We start from the raw sequence: 20,653 nt of genomic DNA on the forward strand, positions 1-20,653 counted from the left end.
AGTGGTTCCCCGTTCCTTGGTCGTTACACACCATTAGCGGGATTCGGTTGGAACGTTCCAGCGTGACCGCTACGGTCAGCATGTGCGAGCCATCAGACGATTCACCGTCCGTCCTGTCCTGCCCACCGAGCTCAGCGCCCTGAGCGATCTGGCCGCCAACCTGCGCTGGAGCTGGCACCACGACTCCCAGGAGCTCTTCCGCACGGTCGAGCCCGACCTGTGGGAGGAGGTCGGCCGTGACCCGGTGCGCCTGCTGGGCGCCCTGGACCCGGCCCGGCTCGAGGAGCTGAAGCGCGACAAGAGGTTCCGCAAGCAGCTGCGGGCCGTCGCCGAGGACCTCACCGAGTACCTCACCGCGGACCGCTGGTACCAGCGGCGCGCCGCCGAGGGGAAGACCTCTCCCGCCGCGATCGGCTACTTCTCCCCGGAGTTCGGCATCGCCTCGGTGCTGCCGCAGTACAGCGGTGGCCTGGGCATCCTCGCCGGCGACCACCTCAAGAGCGCCTCGGACCTCGGCGTGCCGATCGTCGGCGTGGGTCTGCTCTACCGGCACGGCTACTTCCGCCAGTCCCTCTCCCGCGCCGGCTGGCAGCAGGAGACCTACCCGGTCATCGACCCCGACGGTCTGCCGGTCTCGCTGCTGCGCGAGGAGGACGGGACCCCGGCCATCGTCACCCTCGGCGTGCCCGGTGCCGACCTGCACGCCCGGATCTGGGTGGCGCAGGTGGGCCGCGTCCCGCTGCTGATGCTCGACTCCGACGTCGAGGCCAACGAGCCCCGGCTGCGTGAGGTCACCGACCGCCTCTACGGCGGCACCTCCGAGCACCGCCTCCTGCAGGAGCTGCTGCTCGGCGTCGGCGGCGTCCGCGCGCTGCGCGTGTACTCGCGCATCACCGGCAGCCCCGAGCCCGAGGTCTTCCACACCAACGAGGGGCACGCCGGCTTCCTGGGCGTCGAGCGGATCCGCGAGCTCACCGTCGGCGAGGGCGGACCGGCCCTGGACTTCGAGACCGCGCTGGAGGTCTCGCGCACCGGCACGGTGTTCACCACCCACACGCCGGTGCCCGCGGGCATCGACCGGTTCCCGCGCGACCTGGTCGCGCAGTACTTCTCCGGCAACAGCCCCACGCCGGGCGTGCCGGTCGAGGAGGTGCTGGCGCTCGGCGCCGAGAACTACGACGGCGGCGACCCCGGAGTGTTCAACATGGCCGTGATGGGCCTGCGCCTGGCCCAGCGCGCCAACGGGGTGTCCCAGCTGCACGGCCACGTCTCGCGCGGCATGTTCAACGGCCTGTGGCCGGCCTTCGACGAGTCCGAGGTCCCGATCGGGTCGATCACCAACGGCGTGCACGCGCCGACCTGGTGCGCGCCCGAGGTCTTCGAGCTCTCCCGCGGTGCCGGCGTGGACCCCGACTCCGAGCTGACGCGCCTGGACCCCAGCGACGCCTTCGCCGCCGTCGACCGGGTGGCCTCCGCCGACATCTGGCGCACCAAGCGCGTGCTGCGCGAGCGGCTGGTGCTCGACGCCCGGCGCCGGGTCCGCGAGTCCTGCCTCGAGCGCGGCGCGGCCCCGGCCGAGCTGGACTGGACCGACTCCGTGCTCGACCCCGACGTGCTCACCATCGGCTTCGCGCGGCGGGTCCCGTCGTACAAGCGGCTCACGCTGATGCTGCGCGACCCCGCCCGGCTCAAGCGCCTGCTGCTCGACCCCGAGCGGCCGATCCAGCTGATCATCGCCGGCAAGGCGCACCCGGCCGACGACGGCGGCAAGAAGCTGATCCAGGAGATCGTCCGGTTCGCCGAGGACCCCGAGGTGCGGCACCGGATCGCGTTCCTGCCCAACTACGACATCGCGATGGCGCTGCCGCTGTACCCGGGCTGCGACGTGTGGCTGAACAACCCGCTGCGGCCCTACGAGGCCTGCGGCACCTCCGGGATGAAGGCGGCCCTGAACGGCGGGCTGAACCTGTCGATCCTCGACGGCTGGTGGGACGAGTGGTACGACGGCAACAACGGCTGGGCGATCCCGTCCGCCGACGTCGTCGACGACCCCGACCACCGTGACGACATCGAGGCGACGGCGCTCTACGACCTGATCGAGAACGAGGTCGCCCCGCGCTTCTACGACGTGGACCGCCAGGGCGTCCCGGCGCGCTGGATCGAGATGGTGCGCCACACGCTGAAGTCGCTCGGCCCCAAGGTGGTGGCCTCGCGGATGGTCCGCGACTACGTCGAGGCGCTCTACGCCCCGGCCGCCGCGTCGCGGCGCAACATCGTGGCCGACCCCGACGCGGCCCCCGAGCTGGCGCGCTGGAAGCACCGGGTCCGCGACGCGTGGCCGCACGTGGTCGTCGAGCACGTCGACTCCTCCGGCGTGGGCGACAGCCCGGAGCTGGGCGACGAGCTCACCGTGCGCGCCTTCGTGGCGCTCGGCGCCCTCTCGCCCGAGGACGTCGACGTGCAGCTGGTGCACGGACCGACCACCGCGGAGGACACGCTGAGTGACGCCGCGACCACCTCCCTGGAGCTGCAGGAGTCCTACGAGGGCTCCCGGTACTCCTTCGGGGGCACGGTCAGGCTCGCGCGCCCGGGCCCGTTCGGCTACACGGTGCGCGTCCTGCCGCGTCACCGGCTGCTGACCGCGCCGGCCGAGCTGGGCCTGATGACCCTGCCCGGCTGAGGCGCCTGCCGGGCCCGCGCTCAGACCTGGCGCAGCACCACCGTCGAGCGCGGGCCCACCAGCAGCCACTCCCCGGCCCGCAGCGGCGTGCCCTCGGCCAGGTCGGCATCGGTGGAGAGCACCACCTCGCCCTGCTGGACCCAGTCGTTCTCGGGGAGGTGGACCTTCACCGGGCCGTCGCCGGAGTTCAGCCAGACCATGAACGACTTGTCGTGCAGCTGCTCCCCGTGCGGGCCGGGCGCGCGCAGCGGGGACCCGGAGACGAACATCCCCACCACGTGCAGCGAGTCGTCCTGCCAGTCGTCGCCGGTCATCTCCCGCCCGCTCGGGTGCAGCCAGGCCAGGTCCTTGGGGCCGCCGCGGATCGCCGGACGACCCTCGAACCAGTGCCGCTGGCGCAGCGCGGGGTGCTCTCGCCGCAGACGCAGCGCGGTCCTGGTCACCGCGTGCACGTCGAGCCAGGCGTCGTCGAGGGACCAGTCCATCCAGGAGATCTCGTTGTCCTGGCTGTAGGCGTTGTTGTTGCCGCGCTGGGTCCGGCCGCGCTCGTCGCCGGCGGTCAGCATCGGCACCCCGGCCGACAGGCACAGCGTCGCCATCAGGTTGGCGGCCTGGCGTCGCCGTAGGGCGCGGATCCGGGGGTCGTCGGTCTCGCCCTCCACCCCGTGGTTCCAGGAGCGGTTGTTGTCGGTGCCGTCCCGGTTGTCCTCGCCGTTGGCCTCGTTGTGCTTGCGGTCGTAGGAGACCAGGTCGCGCACCGTGAAGCCGTCGTGGGCGGTGATGAAGTTGACCGAGGCGTACGGCGAGCGCCCGTCGTCGGCGTACAGGTCCGAGGAGCCGGCCAGCCGGGTGGCCACGCTGCGCACCCCCGCCGTGGCGCCGCGCCAGAAGTCGCGCATGGTGTCGCGGTACTTGTCGTTCCACTCCACCCACGGCGGCGGGAACTCGCCCACCCGGTAGCCCTCGGCGGAGGCGTCCCACGGCTCCGCGATCAGCTTCGTGTGCCGCAGCACCGGGTCCTGGCCGATCGTGGTCAGCAGCTGACAGTGCATGTCCACGTCGTAGCCGGTGCGGGTCAGGGCCGGGAGCAGGTCGAAGCGGAACCCGTCGACGTGCATCTCCTCGGCCCAGTAGCGCAGCGAGTCCAGGATCAGCCGCAGCACCTGGGGGTTGGAGCTGTCGACGGTGTTGCCGCACCCGGTGACGTCCCAGTAGGTGTCGTCGAAGACGGGGCCGCCGGCCGCCAGCTCCGCGAGCGTGGGCAGCACGCGCCGGTAGGTGCCGCGGTCGTCGAGGCCGCGGAAGCTGAGCGCGGGCCCCTGCGAGCCGGCCTCGGCGGTGTGGTTGTAGACCACGTCGAGGATGACCTCGAGCCCGGCGGCGTGGAAGGCCTTCACCATCTCCTTGAACTCGCGCACCTGCTCGCCGCGATCCCCCGAGGAGGAGTAGCCGTTGTGCGGCGCGAAGAACCCCAGGCTGTTGTAGCCCCAGTAGTTGTGCAGGCCGAGCCGGGACAGCCAGGGCTCGGAGAAGAACTGGTGCACCGGGAGCAGCTCGACCGCGGTCACCCCCAGGTCGAGCAGGTAGTCGATGACCGCGGGCGAGGCGAGTCCGGCGTAGGTGCCGCGGAGCTCCTCGGGCACCCGGTCGTGCAGGGCGGTCATGCCCTTCACGTGGAGCTCGTAGATCACCGTGTCGCGCCAGCGGTGCTGCAGCGGACGGTCGCCCTCCCAGTCGAACCGGTCGTCGACCACCACGCTGCGCGCGACGTACGGCGCGGAGTCGGTGGTCTCCGGCTTGGCGGGGTCGTCGAGGCGGTGGGCGTAGATGGCCGGGTGTGCGGTGAGGTCGCCGGACACGGCCCGGCCGTAGGGGTCCAGCAGCAGCTGGGCGGGGTTGAAGCGCAGGCCCTGGGCGGGGTCCCAGGGACCGTCGACGCGGAAGCCGTAGCGGGTACCGGGGGCGACTCCCGGCAGCGCGCCGTGCCAGATGCCCAGGGTGCGCTCGGTGAGCGAGACGCGCATCTCGATGTCCAGCTCGTGGAACAGGCACAGCCACACGTGGGTGGCGTCGGGGGCGTAGACGGCGAAGTTGGTCGACTCCTCCGACCAGGTGGCACCCAGCGGGTAGTGGTGTCCGGGCCAGACGCTGGACGTCTGCCCCTCGTAGGTCCACATTCCAGGAGTCATTCGCCCATTGTCCCCGATCGCCCTCCTCCGGACTCCTGACGGCGGCTCGGCGGCTCGGGCACAATGCGGCGTGGGCCGGCGCAGGCGCCGGACGTCGACGAGCAGTGAGGTGTGCAGCATGGGTGAGTTCGTCCGACTCGAGGTCTCCGACCAGGTGGCGACGCTGCGGCTGGACCGGCCGAAGATGAACGCGCTCGACGCGCAGGTGCAGGAGGAGATCCGTGCCGCCGCGGCCGAGGCCACCGAGCGTGACGACATCAAGGCCGTGGTCATCTACGGCGGGGAGCGGGTGTTCGCGGCCGGGGCGGACATCAAGGAGATGGCCGACATGTCCCACACCGACATGGTCAAGCGCTCGAGTGGGCTGCAGTCGGCGTTCTCGGCCGTGGCGCAGATCCCCAAGCCGGTCGTCGCCGCGATCACCGGCTACGCGCTGGGCGGAGGATGCGAGCTCGCCCTGTGCGCCGACCTGCGCTTCGCCGCGCACGACGCGACGCTGGGGCAGCCGGAGATCCTGCTCGGCATCATCCCCGGGGCCGGCGGCACCCAGCGGCTCACCCGCCTGGTCGGCCCGAGCAAGGCCAAGGACCTGGTCCTCACCGGCCGCTTCGTGAAGGCCGACGAGGCACTGGCCATCGGCCTGGTCGACCGCGTCTTCCCCGCCGACGAGGTGTACCGCGAGGCGCTGGCCTGGGCGCGCCAGTTCGCCGGTGCCGCGACCTACGCCGTGCGTGCCGCCAAGGAGGCCATCGACCGCGGGCTGGAGACGGACCTGGAGACCGGGCTGGCCATCGAGCGCCAGCAGTTCGCCGCCCTGTTCGCCACCGAGGACCGGACCATCGGGATGGCGTCGTTCATGGAGAAGGGGCCGGGCAAGGCCGAATTCGTGGGACGGTGACTAGCCAAGGCCCCGTCCGTCGGCTTCGATGACGGGCGAGCGAGCCCGACGGGAGGCTCGTCGAGACACGGATGAGGGATGAGCAGTGGCGCAGAAGGAAAAGGTGGACAGCGAAGCCGGCAAGAGCGGGCGGACCAAGCGGGACCTCAGCCCGAACGGCGTCCGCTCGATGCTGGCGCAGTTGGCCTGGCTGGTCTGTGTCGTGTGCGCGCTCTTCCTCGCGGTCGGCGCGCTCTGTGTCGCGCTGGGGGCCAACGAGGACAACAGTCTGGTGTCCTTCGTGCTCAGCGGCGCGGACCTCGTCGACCTCGGCATCTTCGCCCGCGAGGGCGGGGTCAAGGAGTTCACCGGACCGAACGCCGAGACGCTGAACGCGCTGGTCAACTGGGGGATCGGCGCCGTGGCGTGGCTGGTGATCGGCAAGGTCTTCGACAAGCTGCTGCGCCCCTGAGACCGAGCCTCACCCGCTCGCGGCGGCCGGCCGGCACCACGCGGGCCGGCGGTCGGCCGTGGGCGTGGACCGGGGTCACTCGGCGCGGGGGTCCGTGACAGTATCGCTGTGACTGACCACACGCGAGAGTCCCGTTCTCGCCCGGACGGCCAACTAGTAACCTCGCACAACACATCGAGCGCACAGGAGGGGCCGTACCGGCCACACCACCATGAACATTGTTGTCTGTGTGAAGCACGTCCCGGACGCCACTGCGGACCGGCATTTCGAGTCCGACAACACCGTCGACCGCGTGAGCGTCGACGGGCTGCTCTCCGAGCTCGACGAGTACGCCGTCGAGCAGGCCCTGCAGCTGAAGGAGAAGAACGAGGGCGCCGAGGTCACCGCGCTCTGCGTCGGCCCGGAGAAGGCCGTCGACGCGGTCCGCAAGGCCCTTCAGATGGGCGCCGACAAGGGCGTCCTGGTCTCCGACGAGGCCATCGCGGGCTCCGACTACGTCGCCACCTCGCTGGTGCTGGCCAAGGCCATCGAGAAGCTCGGCGCGGAGTCCCCGGTCGACCTGGTGGTGTGCGGCATGGCCAGCACCGACGCCTCGGGCAGCGTGGTCCCGGCGATGCTCGCCGAGCGGCTCTCCCTGCCGCAGGTCACCTTCGCCTCGGTCGTGGAGACCCAGGGCAAGGAGGTGCGCGTCAAGCGTGACGGCGACACCGCCACGGAGGTCATCGGTGCCACGATGCCGCTGGTGCTCTCGGTCACCGACCAGACCGGCGAGGCTCGCTACCCGTCCTTCAAGGGCATCATGGCGGCCAAGAAGAAGCCGCTGGAGACGCTCTCGCTGAGCGACCTCGGCGTGGAGGCCGACCAGGTCGGGCTCTCCGTGGCCTGGACCGCCGTCGAGGACACCGCGGCCCGCCCGCCGCGCACCGCCGGCGAGATCGTCACCGACGAGGACGGCTCGGGTGCCAAGGCGCTCACCGACTTCCTCGCCTCGAAGAAGTTCATCTGAGGAGCGTCGAATGTCTGAGATTCTGGTTCTGGTCGACCACGTCGACGGGACTGTCCGCAAGCCCACCTACGAGCTGCTGACGATCGCGCGCCGCCTCGGCGAGCCCTCGGCCGTCTTCATCGGCTCCGCCGACAAGGCGGCCGCGGCCGCCGACAGCCTCAAGAAGTACGGCGCGGAGAAGATCTACTCGGTCGACGACGCGCAGATCAAGGGCTACCTGGTGGCCCCCAAGGCCGAGACGCTGCAGCAGCTGGCCGAGAAGACGTCGGCCGGCGCGATCCTGATCCCCTCCTCCGCGGAGGGCAAGGAGATCGCGGGTCGGCTCGCGATCAAGCTCGACTCGGGCCTGATCACCGACGCCGTGGACGTGCAGCCCGGCCCGGTCACCACGCAGTCGGTCTTCGCCGGCAACTACACGGTGACCGCCAAGGTCACCCACGGCACGCCGATCATCACGGTCAAGCCCAACTCGGCGGCTCCCGAGGAGGCGGCCGGTGCCGGCACGGTCGAGGAGTTCGCGCCGTCGATCTCCGACGCCGCCAAGACCGCGCAGATCATCGCCTCGCAGCCGCGCAAGGCGACCGGTCGCCCCGAGCTGACCGAGGCCGCGATCGTGGTCTCCGGCGGTCGTGGCACCGGCGGCAACTTCGAGCCCGTCGAGGGGTTCGCGGACTCCCTCGGTGCAGCCGTCGGCGCCTCGCGCGCCGCGGTGGACTCGGGCTGGATGCCGCACACGTTCCAGGTGGGGCAGACCGGCAAGACGGTCTCGCCGCAGCTCTACGTGGCCAACGGCATCTCCGGTGCGATCCAGCACCGCGCCGGCATGCAGACCTCGAAGACGATCGTGGCCGTCAACAAGGACGAAGAGGCCCCGATCTTCGAGCTGGTCGACTTCGGCGTCGTGGGGGACCTGCACACGGTCCTCCCGGCCGCCACCGAGCAGGTCAACCAGCGCAAGGGCTGACCCGCTCCCGCGCGTCCACGACGCCGCGTCGCCCCTCAGGGGCGGCGCGGCGTCGTGCGTCGTGGGCTCAGTAGTCCTCGTCGGGTGCCGGCTCGTCGATGATGCCGACCTTGCTCACCCGCACCGTGCGCGCTCCGGGCTTGCCGCCGATCCGGATCCGGCGCAGCGCCTGGTTGTTGGCCGTGTCGGACTCCACCAGCCGGCGCATCGGGTTGCCCTCGACGGCGATGTAGTACACGCCGTTGGGCACCTTGCGCAGGTCGAAGGACTGGCCCGCGCGGAACTGCGCGTAGGTGTCGCCCGAGCCGGAGGCCAGCACCTCCCGGATCGAGAGCGAGCCCAGCTCCCCGCAGGCGCTGGACAGGTCGGTCTCGTCGGGCTGCCAGTCCGCGCCGGGCACCGTGTAGTCGACCATGTCGGTGTTGGCCAGGCAGAAGGACTGCTTGCGGGAGCGCACCGCCTCGGTGCGGTCGGCGCGCAGCAGGCTGTAGCGGGCGAAGTCGAGGAAGTGCCAGTGCTGGTGGGTGCGCGCGGCGTGCCAGTGCAGTTGACCCACCTGCTGGTAGCCGGTCTGCTCGCCGTCGGCGTCGAAGAAGTACTGGTAGGCGTCCATCAGGTCCTCGCCCTCGCGGCGGAACCCGTCGACCACCAGCGGGCCGGTCCCGGCGTTCCACACCGTCGCCGAGAACTGCAGGAAGTTGCCGTTGGGCGCCACCCGGATCCCGAACGCCGGCAGCGAGCGCAGGTCGGGGGTCGCGTCCCCGGGGGCTCCCGCGGCGCGTCGCGACGGCTCCTGGGCGGCCGGCGTGGCCCGAGGGCTCACCGACGGCGTGGGCCGGGCGTCCTGGCGGTGCGGGTGGTCCTCGCCGTGTCGGCGTGCGCGGCGGACGACCAGGGGGAAGGTGCGTTGCGACTGGGCCGCGCTCAGGCCCAGCGGGCCGGCGTACGCGGCACCGAGCGTGGCGGTGACCCGGTAGCGCCCGGGTCGCAGCGGCATCCGGCGCTCGGACTCGGTCAGCGGCGAGGCCCAGCCCGCCTGCACGCCCTGCACCGAGCCCAGGCTGTAGGTGCTGCCCCCGCAGTACTGCGGGTAGGGGGAGCGGGCGGGCGCGTCCGGGCGGACCCGCTCGGTGCTCCAGCTGTTCAGGCAGCCGCCGCGCCGCGCCTGGTGCACCACCTTGCCGGCGCGGTTGCGCACGACCACGCGCAGCATGCCGGGAAGGTTGGAGCCGAACGCGCTGAGCCGGACCCCGGGCAGCGGGACCGGGCCGTCGGGCGATTGCCAGTGGGTGAGGATGGGCTGGGAGTACGACGCACGCGTCGAGCGCAGCTCGAAGGGCACGTCGCCGGCCACCAGTCGGACCCCGAGGTTCACCCAGGCCCGCTTGCCGGAGGACTCGGCGACCACCCTGGGCGGAGCCCACAGGGTGACCGGAGGGGTGGCCGCCCGGGCGGCGGCAGCCAGGCCCGAGGAGCTGGGCGCGGGGGTGGGCGCGGGGGTGGGCGAGGCGGACGCACCGCCCGTGCCGGTGCCCGCGAGGGTGGAGGCGACGATCGTCGCGGTGGCGAGGATCGTGAGGAGTGGACGGCGCACGGCGGTTCCCTTCGACGAGGTGTGCTGCTCCTCACTGTGACGCGCCAGGCGGCGTTCCGGTTGCCCGCCGCGCGGGGGAGTGGGGCGAGACGGCCTCGGAGCCGGGCACGCCGAGGGATTACCCTCCAGGCATGTCGAGTGAGCAGGACGTCATCGAGGCGGCCCGGCGGGCCCGCGAGGCCTCCCACGGTCTGGCCGTCGCCACCCGGGCCCAGAAGGACCGCGCGCTGCACGCGATGGCCGCGGCGCTGATCGAGCACGCCGCGACCATCCTCCAGGCCAACGCCGAGGACGTCGCCCGGGCCGAGGAGGAGGGGACGTCGGCCAACATCGTCGACCGGCTCCGGCTCACCGACGAGCGCCTGGCGGCGATGGCGCAGGGCCTGCGCGAGGTCGCCGCGCTGCCCGACCCGGTGGGCGAGGTCGTCCGGGGCAGCACGCTGGCCAACGGCCTCGAGCTGCGCCAGGTCCGGGTCCCGTTCGGGGTGGTCGGCATCATCTACGAGGCCCGCCCCAACGTGACCGCCGACGCCGCCGGCATCTGCGTGAAGTCCGGCAACGCGGTGCTGCTGCGCGGCAGCTCCAGCGCCCGCTCCAGCAACGCCGCCATCGTGGCGGTGCTGCGCGACGCCGCCGCGTCCGAGGGGCTCGACCCGGACGCCGTCCAGCTGGTCCCCGGGCACACCCGCGACAGCGTCAAGACGCTGATGCGCGCCCGCGGGCTGGTCGACGTGCTCATCCCGCGCGGGGGAGCAGGGCTGATCCGCAGCGTGGTCGAGGAGTCGACGGTGCCGGTGATCGAGACCGGCGTCGGCAACTGCCACGTCTACGTGGACCGGGCCGCGGACCTGGAGAAGGCGCTGGCCATCGTGGTCAACTCCAAGACCCAGCGCACCAGCGTCTGCAACGCCGCCGAGTCGCTGCTGGTGCACGCCGACATCGCCGACGAGTTCCTGCCGACGGTCATCGAGACCCTGCACGCGCACGGCGTGGTGATCCACGGGGACGACCGCTTCGCCGAGTACGACGACGTGGTGCCCGCCACCGACGAGGACTACGCCGAGGAGTACCTCTCCCTCGACATCGCCGCGGCCGTGGTCGACGACCTGGAGGAGGCGGTGGCCCACATCCGGCGCTACTCCAGCCAGCACAGCGAGGCCATCGTCACCGAGGACCAGAGCGCCGCCCGCCGCTTCGTCGCGGCCGTCGACGCGGCCGCGGTCCTGGTCAACGCGTCCACCCGCTTCACCGACGGCGGCGAGTTCGGCTTCGGGGCGGAGATCGGGATCAGCACCCAGAAGCTGCACGCGCGCGGCCCGATGGGACTCAGCGAGATGACCTCCACCAAGTACGTCGTGACCGGCGACGGACACGTGCGCTGAGACCGGTAGGCTGTGGCGTATGACGTTGAGTGACCTGACCCTTCTCGCCGCCGAGTCCAGCGAGCACGGGGACCCCGCGATCAATCCCTACCTGGTCGGCCTGATCACGTTCGCGATCCTGATGTCGATGCTGATCGGCCTGCTCGCCTTCGGCGCGGGGCGCGAGCACAGCTGAGCGTGTCAGCCGCGGGGGCCTCGGGGCCGGCGCGCCGCAGGGTCGGCGTGATGGGCGGCACCTTCGACCCGATCCACCACGGGCACCTCGTCGCCGCCTCGGAGGTGCAGGCGTGGTTCGGCCTCGACGAGGTCGTCTTCGTCCCGACCGGGGATCCCTGGCAGAAGTCGCACCGGCAGGTCTCCCCGGCCGAGCACCGCTACCTGATGACGGTCATCGCGACCGCCGCCAACCCGCGGTTCACGGTGTCCCGCGTCGACATCGACCGGCAGGGGCGCACGTACACGATCGACACGCTGCGCGACCTGCACGCGCAGCTTCCCGACGTCGAGCTCTACTTCATCACCGGTGTCGACGCGCTGGCTGAGATCTTCACCTGGCGTGACGCCGCCGAGCTCTTCGAGCTCGCCAACTTCGTGGGCTGTACCCGTCCCGGCTACGCGATGGACCAGCACACGCTCGACACGATCCCGCAGGATCGCGTCACGATGGTGGAGATCCCGGCACTGGCGATCTCCTCGACCGACTGCCGCGAGCGCAAGCAGCGCGGCGAGCCGGTCTGGTACCTCGTCCCGGACGGTGTCGTCCAGTACATCGCCAAGCACGACCTCTATCCCGGGCCGGATTCGGTTCCCGGGACGGTTCAAGGAGTAGCACCATGACCGCCACCGACCATGCCCTCGAGCTCGTCCGCGCGGCGGCCCTCGCCGCCGCCGACAAGCAGGCTGCCAAGATCGTCGCCTTCGACGTGAGCGAGCAGCTCACCATCACCGACGCCTTCCTGATCGCCTCGGCCACCAACGACCGCCAGGTCAAGGCGGTCGTCGACGCGGTCGAGGACAAGCTCCGCGACCTCGGCGCCAAGCCGATCCGGCGCGAGGGCGAGCGCGACGGACGCTGGGTGCTCATCGACTACGGCGACGTGGTCGTCCACGTCCAGCACGAGGAGGAGCGCGAGTTCTACGCCCTCGAGCGGCTCTGGCGCGACTGCCCGGAGATCGAGCTGCCGGCCGACCCGGCCCGGCCCGCCACGCATGAGGCCTGAGCAGGCCGCTTCCATCGACCCGGCCCGCCCCGGGCGCCGGCTGGTGCTGGTGCGCCACGGCCAGACCGCCTGGAACGCCGAGGGCCGGGTCCAGGGCCAGACCGACGTCGAGCTCGACGACATCGGCCACGCCCAGGCCGCCGCGGCGGCGCCGTACCTGGCGTCGCTGCGTCCGGACGTGCTCTGGTCCTCCGACCTCGCCCGCGCCCGCCAGACCGCCGCCTACGTGGCCAAGGAGGCCGGCCTGGAGCCGGTGCTCGACGCCCGCCTGCGCGAGTTCGACTTCGGTGAGCGCGAGGCGATGACCCAGGTCGACTACGCCGCGCAGCACCCGCAGGAGCACGCCGCCTTCCGCACGGGGCGCTACGAGGTCGCCCCCGGCGCCGAGCGGCCCGGCGAGGTGGCGGCGCGGATGCGCGCGGCCCTGGACGACCTGGTGGCCGGTCTCGCGCCCGGCGCGACGGCGATGGCGGTGAGCCACGGAGCCGCGACGCGGGTGACCGTGGTGTCGCTGCTGGGGCTCGGCGTGGAGAGCGCGGGGGTGCTCAGCCCGGTGGTGAACTGCGCGGCCGTGCTCCTCGAGGAGGCCGGGTACGGCGGGCGGTGGCGGCTCGCGGGGTACAACCTGGGCGCCGGCGACGCGCTGTGAGGGACCCCGATTTCACACCGGTGGGGGACGCCCGCTAGTGTTCTCTCGTTGCCCGGGCGGTGTGAGCCGGCCGAGAGCAATGGGGCTGTGGCGCAGCTGGTAGCGCACCTCCATGGCATGGAGGGGGTCAGGGGTTCGAATCCCCTCAGCTCCACAACGCAGAAGGCCGGTCCTCACGGACCGGCCTTCTGGCTTTCCCGGCCCTTTCAGCACTGCTGAGGGCCGGCGGCTCAGAGCGGCAGCGCCAGCGCGCGCCGTACGTCCTCGAGCTCGGCGGCCGCCCGCTCGTCGTCCCAGCCGAGCTCGCGTGCGGCGACCGCGGCGATGCTGGCCAGCGTCTCCTCGGGCACCTGCCCCAGCGTGCCCAGGCCGGTGCGGCGCAGCATCACGTCGCGCAGGGTGCGCGCCATCTCCCAGCGCGTCGCCACCACGACCTGGGCCAGCAGCTCTCCGTCGGCGTCGAGGCGGCGGGCGAGGGCGGGGTCCTCGCGTGCCAGCTCGAGCACCGCGCGGTGCTCGGTGCCGTGGTGCTGGACCAGGTAGCGCACGGTCTCCGGGGCGAAGTCGGGGCTGTCGGCGATGCTGGCCGCGAGGTACCGCGCGAACGGGCCGGTGTCGCAGCCGTGCAGCGGGGTGCGCGCCGTACGGCTGCGGGCGGCCGGGCGGCCGACCTTGCGCTGCACGGCACGCAGGGTCTTCTGCGCGAAGTGCCGGCTGGTGGTGTACTTGCCGCCGCTGGTGCTGATCAGCCCCTCGACGCCGTCCCGGGCGTGGTCGACGTACTCCGAGGAGCGCGAGGCGTTGTAGGTGTCCTCGCCGGACGTCTCGCTCAACGGTCGCAGCCCGCCGTAGGCGAACAGGACGTCGTCGATGCCGAGCTGCACGGGCAGCATCGAGGACCCGTTGATCACGTCCAGGAACTCCGTCACGCTCTCGCGGGTCAGGCGCCACTCGTCGACCGGGCCGGTGTAGGGCTTCTCGGTGGGCCCGATCAGGCTGTGCCCGCGCCACGGGGCGCAGGAGAAGTGCCCGTGCGGCGTGACGTGCAGCGTCATCACGTCGGTGAGCTGGCGGGTGAGCAGGTAGATCCCCTCCGAGCGGACCTGCGGGCGCGGACCGGCGGTCTGCTGTGTCTGCGGCGTGCCGGCCAGGACGTCGTGGCCCCACGGTCCGGTCGCGTTGACGACGACGCCGGCCTGGATCTCGTGCTCGGTGCCGGTGAGCAGATCCTCGACGACGGCCCCGAGCACCTGGGTGCCCGTCCCGCGAGCCCGGGTGAGCAGTCGCGCGGCCCGGGTGTGGTTGGCGATCAGGGCGCCGTTCGCGGCGGCGGAGCGCACGAACGCGAGCGTGAGCCGCTCGGGGCTGATCATCATGCAGTCGTGGTACAGCAGCGGCGTGCGACCGCTGTCCACCCGGGCGGCGCGCGCCTCCTCGCGCGTCATCCGCCGGTGGCGCGGGATCCGCTTGTCGGGATCGCGCACCCGGTTGCGGTCGAAGGAGAGCGCGTCGTAGGCGGTGAGCCCGGCGTGCTCGACGAGACCGGCGTCGGGCAGCACGATCGGGTAGGGGTGGACCAGGTTGGGCGCGATGTCGCTGAGAATGCGGCGCTCGCGCAGTGACTCGCGCACCAGCCGGACCTCCAGGTGCTTGAGGTAGCGCAGCCCGCCGTGGACGAGCTTTCCGGTCGCCGCCGAGGTGGCGGCCCCGAAGTCGTCGCGCTCCACCAGGGCCACCGAGTAGCCGCGGCTGGCCGCCTCGTAGGCGATCGCGGCGCCGGTGATCCCGCCGCCGAGGACGAGCACGTCGACGTGGGTCTGCTCGCCGGGAGCGAGGCGCTCGACGAACCGGTCCAGCAGCAGCGGGGTCATCGTGCGCCCCCGTTCAGCTGCTCGCGGATCTCGCGGCGCAGCCGCTCCCGCTCGCTGGCGATGTCCAGCTCCCCGAGGCGCATCACCAGCACCGGGAGGCGCCAACGGTCGATCTCGGCGCGGTCCATGCCGGTCAGCCGCAGGTACTGCGAGAGCCAGGAGGCGCACAGGGTGCGGCGGAAGACGTTGAACACCAGCTTCTTGAGCGCCGGGGTCCCGGGCCACAGCTCGGCGTCGCGCAGCAGGAAGGCGGTGGCCGCCACGTCGGCGGCCGGGTCGCCGCGCCGCGCCGTGGGCCAGTCGATGACCTCGTGCCCGGCCTCACCGTGGGTGAAGACGTTCTCGGAGTGGAAGTCCATGTGCAGCACGCTGGAGCCGTCGGGCAGCGCCCGGATCCGACGTACGGCGGATGCCCGCTCGTCGTCGGCGAGGAACGCCAGCGGCGGCGTGTCGAGGGTGGCGACCACGCTCTCGCGCAGGTCGGGGAACACCTCGCTGTGCTGGGCGTGCAGGCGGGCCTGGAGCCGGGCGAGCACGCCGGCCGAGCGGGGCAGGCGCAGGGGGTTGCGCTCCATCACCCGGGTCAGCGACTCGCCGACGACCCGGTCCAGGACCAGGCCGGTGAGCTCCCCCACGCGGACCTGGCCGTGGCAGCGGACGGCGGTCAGGCCGAGGCGGTGCGCCTCGGCGCTGTACGCCTCCTCGCGGTCGATCTCCGCGGCGGGGTAGCCGGCGTGGAAGAGCTTCACGACGCGGTCGGTGCCCCAGGCGTGCACCTCGGCGCTACGCCCGGTCGCCAGGTGGGCGCCGAGCTCCGGGGGGAGGGCGGTGTCGCTCATGGCTGCGCCACCCGCCGGGTCGCGCCGTACCCGGTCCGCATCGCCTCCGCGACGACGGCCCGCTGCTGGTCCTCGGTCAGAGCGCGCGGGTCACCGACGGCCTTGGCCCGCCAGTACAGGCCGCAGCACCACTCCAGGAGCAGGGCGTTCTCGACGGCGCTGGTCAGGTCGGCGCCTAGCGCCACGGAGCCGTGGTTGGCCATCAGCGCGGCCTGCTTGCCGGCCAGCGCGGTGTCCACCGACGCGGCGAGGTCCGCGGACCCGAAGACGTCGAACGGCGCCACGCGGACCGCGCCACCGAGGGCCAGCTGCTGGTAGTGCACGCAGGGGAGCTCGTCGAGCACCAGCGACAGGGTGGTGGCCATCGGGGAGTGGGTGTGCACGACGGCGCACGCGTCGGGGCGGCGCAGCAGCATCAGGTGCAGGCCGAGCTCGGAGGTGGGAGCGAGGTCGCCCTGGACCAGCTCGCCGTCGAGGGTGACCACGCTGACCTGGTCGGCGGTGACGTCCGCGAGCACCGCCCCGGTGGCGGTCACCGCCACCAGGTCTCCGATCCGGGCGCTGACGTTGCCGGCGGTCCCGATCAGGAGCCCTTCGGCGGCGAGGCGACGAGCGGCGGCGGCGACGGCGTCGCGGGTGGAGGCGATGTCCTGCGGGTGGTCGGCTCCGGGGCCCATGCTGGTGGTGGGGCGTGTAGTGGTCACTTTGATAGCGTAACCAATATTGAGTTTGGTTTGGGGGTTACGAGTGTCGGCTCGAGATGACGACCTGGCAGGGGTCCCACTCGCGCGCACCCCGCTCCAGGCACGCTCGCGGGCGAAGGTGCTGCGCGCGTTGGCGGCGGCCGAGGCGCTGCTGGAGAGCGCGGGGCCGGACTCGTTGACCTTGACCTCCGTGGCGCGCGAGGCGGGTCTCACGGTGGGTGCGCTCTACCCGTACCTGCCGGACCGGGATGCGATCGTGCGGGCCCTGACGTCGCGCTACCACGCCCGTCTGGAGGCGCTGATGGCCGCGATCACGGCCGAGAGCGTGCCTGCGGTGGGTGATCCCGTCAGCCAGGTGCTCGATGCACTCGCGGGCCTCTACCGCGACCAGGCCGGGATCCGGTCGCTGCGCGCGGCCTGCGTCGAGCCCTCGGACGAGGCGCGGGACCACAAGGCACGGATGGCCCGGCACACGCACGCCGTCCTGGTGGCGCGGGGGATCCTCCCTGACGACGAGACGTCGGTGGCCGTGGCGCGCACGATGTTCCTCGCCGCCGACGCCGTGATGCACGAGGCGTTCCGGGGCGAGCGCGCCGGTGACCAGGTGCTGCTGGAGCAGCTCAAGGAGATGCTGCGCGGGTACCTGCGCCAGGTGGCGGGCTGACGGTAGGTGTTGACGGCACTGGGCTGACGGCACTGGGCTGATGGCACTGGGCTGATCGCACCGTGCTGATCGCACCGTGCTGACGGCACCCGAGGAGGGTGCTATTCGCGGCGGGGCCGGTGGCGAGTCCAGTCAGGTGGGGCCGGGTCCGGGCAGTCGGTGTGTGCGCTGTCGAGCTTGTGGCCGTCGTGGCCGTCGTGGTGCTGGCGGCGCTCGTGGTGCTGGTGGTGCTCGTGGTGAGGTCGTCTGCGGGGCGGGGGTGGCTGGAACTCGGGTAGTCGGTCGTGGGGGTTGAGCCGGACCTGCCAGGGGGTGTGGTGCAGGGTGCGGTGGTGGTGGCCGCAGACCAGGACCAGGTTGTCGAGTGCGGTGGTGCCGCCGTCGGCCCAGTGGGTGAGGTGGTGGGCGTGGCACATCACCGGGGGCCGGGTGCAGGCCGGGAAGGCGCAGTGCCGGTCGCGGACGACGAGGGCGCGCCACAGTGCCGGGGTGACCAGGCGGTGGGCGCGGCCGACGTCGAGCTGCTCGCCGGGGCCGCCGAGGGCGACGGGGATCAGGTCGGCGTCGCAGGCCAGCCGGCGTGCGGTGGCCGCGGACAGGGTCAGGCCCTCGTCGGTGACCCCCAACCCGGCGGCGAGGTCTGCGGCGATGCCCGACCTGCCGGTCCCGAGCAGCGACCAGTCGATGTCGCCGTCGCCGCTGGCAGGCGCCTGCCGGTCCAGGCACCCGGTCAGGGCGGTGTAGTCGAGGGTGACCGTGACCCGCGGCCGGGCGCCGTGTGACTCGGGTGCCTGGTCGGTGTCCAGGGCGTGTTGCGCGGTCTGGATCAGCGCGTCCCACAACCGCGCGCCGTGGTCACGCGGATCCAGCACCTCCCCGCCACACCCCTCGTCGGGGTCGTCGCTCAACGCCGGCTGGGGCTTGGTCAACGGCAGCAGCGCGGCCTTGAGGACTGCGGCGTCCTCCACTGACCCCCGCCCCTTCACCCGGACCCCGCCGGCGCCGTCGTCGACCAGGGACAGGAACCGGTCCAGGTGTGCGGCCCGTTCGGCGCGGTCCAGGGCCTTCTCCAGGTCGCGTTCGGTGCGTTCGGGGTCGACGACGTGGATCAGGTGGCGGGCGGCCTTGGCCAGCTCGGAAGCGTCCAGGCGCTCGGCCTCACCCAGCAACAGCGCTTCGGCCTCCTGGCGCAGGCGCGGGTTGCGGGGCAACTGCTCGACCGCGTCCACGATCACCCCGGCCTGCTCGGGTGAGACCCGGCCGGCCCGCAGCGCGGCCAACGTCGCCTGCCGGTCGCCGCACAGCAACCCGGCGTGGTCGACCGCGCGCTTGCCCTGGGCACGGCGCAGCCCACCGAGGTGCGTGAACCAGTCGCCGGTTGAGGCCCAGGCACGGTCGGTCTTGGCCGCGGCGCGGGCGTGGACCTCGGCCAGCAGTTCGGCCTCGACCGCGGCCAGGTGTGCCCGTAGCCCTTCCAGCGCGCCGACGCCGTTCATCAGCTCCTCGGAGGTCCGGCTGGCCCACAGCACCGAGTCCAACCCGGCCAGGGCCTCCTCGGCGCGGGAGACCACCGCGACCGCACCACCAGCGGCACCGTCACCGGTGCCGTCGGGGCTGACTGTGATCTCCATGACACTTACTCAATCAGCGACCACCGACAGTCCGGCCCCCACAAAGGCGCCCCGGTCCCAATCTGTGGACAACCACCCAGAAAAGTTTCTGTGGGCCTCGGCCAGGGTGGCGACGCCCCGTCCGTCGCGCCCGGCGCCCGCCACGCCGCATCCACCCGCCACGCCGCATCCACCCGCCACCCCGCATCCACCCGGCCCCCACCTCAGGCGACGACCTCCTCGGGGCTTCCACGCTCCCCGAGCCAGAAGGCGAGCCGCCCCTGGCGCCCCACCGCCCGCAACCGTCGTTCGGTCAGCTCGCGCACGTCGTCGGAGGCGACCAGCAGTAGGTGGTCGCCGCTGCGCAGCGTGGTGTGCGTGTCGGGCACGAAGATCTCGCCGTCGCGGTGCACCAGCGCGAGGGCGGCGTTCCCGGGCAGCCGCAGCTCGTGGATGTGCACTCCCGCCAGCCGCGAGCCGGGCGGCACCCGCAGCTGCAACAGGCTGGCGCCCATCTCCTCCAGCGGCGCGGACTCGACCTCGAGCTCCTGGGTGCCGGACGTCACCGCCACCCCGGTACGCCGCGCGAGCCACGGCAGCACGGGCGCCTGCAGCAGCGTGAAGACGACCACGAGGAGGAAGACGACGTCGAAGATCCGGGCGGCGTCCGGGATGCCCTGGGTGATCGGGATCGTCGCCAGCACGATCGGCACGGCACCACGCAGCCCCGCCCAGGACATGAACGCCTGCTCCCGCCAGGGGATGCGCCACCAGGACGCGCAGGCGGCGACCGACAGCGGGCGGGCCACGAAGGTGAGGGCAAGTCCGACCAGGGCCGCGGCGGGAAGCGCGTCGAGCAGGCGCCCGGGGCTGGCCAGCAGGCCGAGCAGCACGAACAGGCCGATCTGGGCCAGCCAGGCCAGGCCCTCGCTGAAGCCGGCCGTGGCCCGGCGGTGCGGCAGGGGAGCGTTGCCGAGCCAGAGCCCCGCCACGTAAATCGCCATCAGCGCGCTGGCCTGGAGGGCGCCGGCAGAGGCGAACGCGAGGAACATGATCGCGATCGTGGCGAGCGGGTAGAGCCCGGCCGAGGGCAGCGCGCTGCGCGAGAGCAGCCACTGGCCGAGCCGGGCCACGGCCAGCCCGATCAGGATGCCCCCGACGAGCTGGTAGACCACCTGTCCGCCGATCGTCCAGGGGTCGGCCGCCTCCCAGGCGTCGCTGGTGACCACCGTGACCAGGATGATCACCGGCGGGTCGTTGAACCCGGACTCCGCCTCGAGCGTGGCCCGGACGCGGGACCGGATCGGCAGGCGCCGCATCACCGAGAAGACGGCGGCCGCGTCGGTGGAGCCCACCACCGCCCCGAGCAGGATCGCGGTGCGGGCGTCCACGCCGAGCAGCCAGTGGGCCAGCCCGGCCGTGACCGCGACGCTGATCGCGACGCCGACCGTGGCGAGCAATCCGGCCAGCCCGACCACGGGCCGCACCACCGACCACCGGGTGGTGAAGCCCCCCTCACCCAGGATCACCGCGAGCGCCAGGGTGCCGAGCAGCATGGTGAGGTCGGCGTCCTCGAACTGCAGCCCCAGCCCGGCCTCACCGATCGCCAGACCGAGGGCGAGGTAGAGCAGCAGGCTGGGCAGCCCGGCGCGTACGGACACCCGCACCGCGGCCACCCCGGCGAGCAGGACGAGCGTTCCTCCGAGGATCGCCGGATAGAGGCTCACCGAGGCGGCCCGAGGTGGTGTGCGCTGCTCGACGGCATGGCTCGATCCTGGTGGCTCGCCGCTAGGGGCCCCATGGGGACCGCTCCCCACTTCCCGCGGGCGACCACCCGCACCGGCCGCGGGCCCGCGCGGCCTCCCGACCTCCGCCGTACGCCCTGTGCCGGGTGCGCGGACCCCGGCGTGGACAGCCGGGATCGGGGTGCGT

The 20,653-nt window shown here is 72.6% G+C and carries 18 protein-coding genes and 1 tRNA gene; 12 read left to right on the plus strand and 7 right to left on the minus strand.

The window, feature by feature from the left end:
• The first annotated feature begins 82 nt into the window (after positions 1-82).
• Positions 83-2,680 carry an alpha-glucan family phosphorylase gene (gene glgP, locus AC6EH9_RS09435; protein ID WP_498422523.1) on the plus strand — a complete coding sequence of 866 codons (2,598 nt, stop codon included), beginning with the start codon at positions 83-85 and terminating at the stop codon, positions 2,678-2,680.
• A gap of 20 nt (positions 2,681-2,700) precedes the next feature.
• On the opposite strand, the gene glgX is transcribed toward glgP, so the two are convergent.
• A complete protein-coding gene (glgX, locus tag AC6EH9_RS09440) occupies positions 2,701-4,869 on the minus strand; it encodes a glycogen debranching protein GlgX (protein WP_498422525.1) in 2,169 nt (722 codons plus the stop codon).
• 118 nt (positions 4,870-4,987) lie between these two features.
• On the opposite strand from glgX, the gene AC6EH9_RS09445 reads away from it, so the two are divergent.
• From AC6EH9_RS09445 to AC6EH9_RS09460, 4 genes are all read left to right on the plus strand, one after another.
• The gene (locus AC6EH9_RS09445; protein WP_498422526.1) at positions 4,988-5,767 is read left to right on the plus strand and encodes an enoyl-CoA hydratase/isomerase family protein; all 780 of its coding nucleotides are present in this window, start codon (positions 4,988-4,990) and stop codon (positions 5,765-5,767) included.
• Between the two features lie 85 nt (positions 5,768-5,852).
• Positions 5,853-6,218 carry a hypothetical protein gene (locus AC6EH9_RS09450; RefSeq protein ID WP_498422528.1) on the plus strand — a complete coding sequence of 122 codons (366 nt, stop codon included), beginning with the start codon at positions 5,853-5,855 and terminating at the stop codon, positions 6,216-6,218.
• Positions 6,219-6,447: 229 nt separating this feature from the next.
• Positions 6,448-7,224 (plus strand): electron transfer flavoprotein subunit beta/FixA family protein, encoded by a 777-nt coding sequence (locus AC6EH9_RS09455; RefSeq protein ID WP_498422529.1) that lies wholly within the window; start codon positions 6,448-6,450, stop codon positions 7,222-7,224.
• A gap of 10 nt (positions 7,225-7,234) precedes the next feature.
• On the plus strand, positions 7,235-8,188 hold the full coding sequence (locus AC6EH9_RS09460; RefSeq protein WP_498422531.1) for an electron transfer flavoprotein subunit alpha/FixB family protein: 954 nt from the start codon (positions 7,235-7,237) through the stop codon (positions 8,186-8,188).
• Between the two features lie 67 nt (positions 8,189-8,255).
• On the opposite strand, the gene AC6EH9_RS09465 is transcribed toward AC6EH9_RS09460, so the two are convergent.
• The gene (locus tag AC6EH9_RS09465; protein WP_498422533.1) at positions 8,256-9,782 is read right to left on the minus strand and encodes a lysyl oxidase family protein; all 1,527 of its coding nucleotides are present in this window, start codon (positions 9,780-9,782) and stop codon (positions 8,256-8,258) included.
• 131 nt (positions 9,783-9,913) lie between these two features.
• Between AC6EH9_RS09465 and AC6EH9_RS09470 the strand changes: the two genes are divergently transcribed.
• From AC6EH9_RS09470 to AC6EH9_RS09495, 6 genes are all read left to right on the plus strand, one after another.
• Positions 9,914-11,164, plus strand: coding sequence for a glutamate-5-semialdehyde dehydrogenase (locus AC6EH9_RS09470; RefSeq protein ID WP_498422536.1), 1,251 nt, complete (start codon positions 9,914-9,916; stop codon positions 11,162-11,164).
• Between the two features lie 19 nt (positions 11,165-11,183).
• Positions 11,184-11,339: a hypothetical protein gene (locus AC6EH9_RS09475; RefSeq protein WP_498422538.1), complete on the plus strand. Its 156-nt coding sequence runs from the start codon at positions 11,184-11,186 to the stop codon at positions 11,337-11,339.
• Between the two features lie 2 nt (positions 11,340-11,341).
• Positions 11,342-12,001, plus strand: a complete 660-nt coding sequence (nadD, locus tag AC6EH9_RS09480) for a nicotinate-nucleotide adenylyltransferase (RefSeq protein WP_498422539.1) — start codon at positions 11,342-11,344, stop codon at positions 11,999-12,001.
• Entirely contained in the window at positions 11,998-12,384 is a 387-nt protein-coding gene (rsfS, locus tag AC6EH9_RS09485) for a ribosome silencing factor (protein ID WP_498422541.1), read from the plus strand. Before nadD ends, rsfS begins: the two co-directional genes overlap by 4 nt.
• A complete protein-coding gene (locus AC6EH9_RS09490; RefSeq protein WP_498422542.1) occupies positions 12,374-13,033 on the plus strand; it encodes a histidine phosphatase family protein in 660 nt (219 codons plus the stop codon). The genes rsfS and AC6EH9_RS09490 overlap by 11 nt, the downstream gene beginning before the upstream one ends.
• 81 nt (positions 13,034-13,114) lie before the next feature.
• Positions 13,115-13,187, plus strand: a tRNA-Ala gene (locus AC6EH9_RS09495).
• A 76-nt stretch (positions 13,188-13,263) separates the two neighbouring features.
• On the opposite strand, the gene AC6EH9_RS09500 is transcribed toward AC6EH9_RS09495, so the two are convergent.
• Genes AC6EH9_RS09500 through AC6EH9_RS09510 form a run of 3 tightly spaced genes read right to left on the minus strand, consistent with a single transcriptional unit; the run spans position 13,264 to position 16,447 of the window.
• Positions 13,264-14,904, minus strand: a complete 1,641-nt coding sequence (locus tag AC6EH9_RS09500; protein WP_498422543.1) for a glycerol-3-phosphate dehydrogenase/oxidase — start codon at positions 14,902-14,904, stop codon at positions 13,264-13,266.
• Complete coding sequence (locus tag AC6EH9_RS09505) at positions 14,901-15,743, minus strand: phosphotransferase family protein (protein ID WP_498422545.1); 843 nt, start codon at positions 15,741-15,743, stop codon at positions 14,901-14,903. The genes AC6EH9_RS09500 and AC6EH9_RS09505 overlap by 4 nt, the downstream gene beginning before the upstream one ends.
• Positions 15,740-16,447: a class II aldolase/adducin family protein gene (locus AC6EH9_RS09510; RefSeq protein ID WP_498422547.1), complete on the minus strand. Its 708-nt coding sequence runs from the start codon at positions 16,445-16,447 to the stop codon at positions 15,740-15,742. The genes AC6EH9_RS09505 and AC6EH9_RS09510 overlap by 4 nt, the downstream gene beginning before the upstream one ends.
• A 43-nt stretch (positions 16,448-16,490) precedes the next feature.
• Here AC6EH9_RS09510 and AC6EH9_RS09515 point away from each other — a divergent pair, with 43 nt between their 5' ends.
• Positions 16,491-17,111: a TetR/AcrR family transcriptional regulator gene (locus tag AC6EH9_RS09515; RefSeq protein ID WP_498422549.1), complete on the plus strand. Its 621-nt coding sequence runs from the start codon at positions 16,491-16,493 to the stop codon at positions 17,109-17,111.
• Positions 17,112-17,212: 101 nt separating this feature from the next.
• Here the strand turns inward: AC6EH9_RS09515 and AC6EH9_RS09520 are convergent, their stop codons facing one another.
• Together AC6EH9_RS09520 and AC6EH9_RS09525 are read right to left on the minus strand one after the other, a co-directional pair.
• The gene (locus tag AC6EH9_RS09520; protein WP_498422551.1) at positions 17,213-18,742 is read right to left on the minus strand and encodes an HNH endonuclease signature motif containing protein; all 1,530 of its coding nucleotides are present in this window, start codon (positions 18,740-18,742) and stop codon (positions 17,213-17,215) included.
• A gap of 203 nt (positions 18,743-18,945) precedes the next feature.
• Positions 18,946-20,448 (minus strand): potassium/proton antiporter, encoded by a 1,503-nt coding sequence (locus AC6EH9_RS09525; protein ID WP_498422552.1) that lies wholly within the window; start codon positions 20,446-20,448, stop codon positions 18,946-18,948.
• Between the last annotated feature and the right edge of the window lie 205 nt (positions 20,449-20,653).

Source organism: Nocardioides sp. Z21_20, assembly GCF_059766585.1.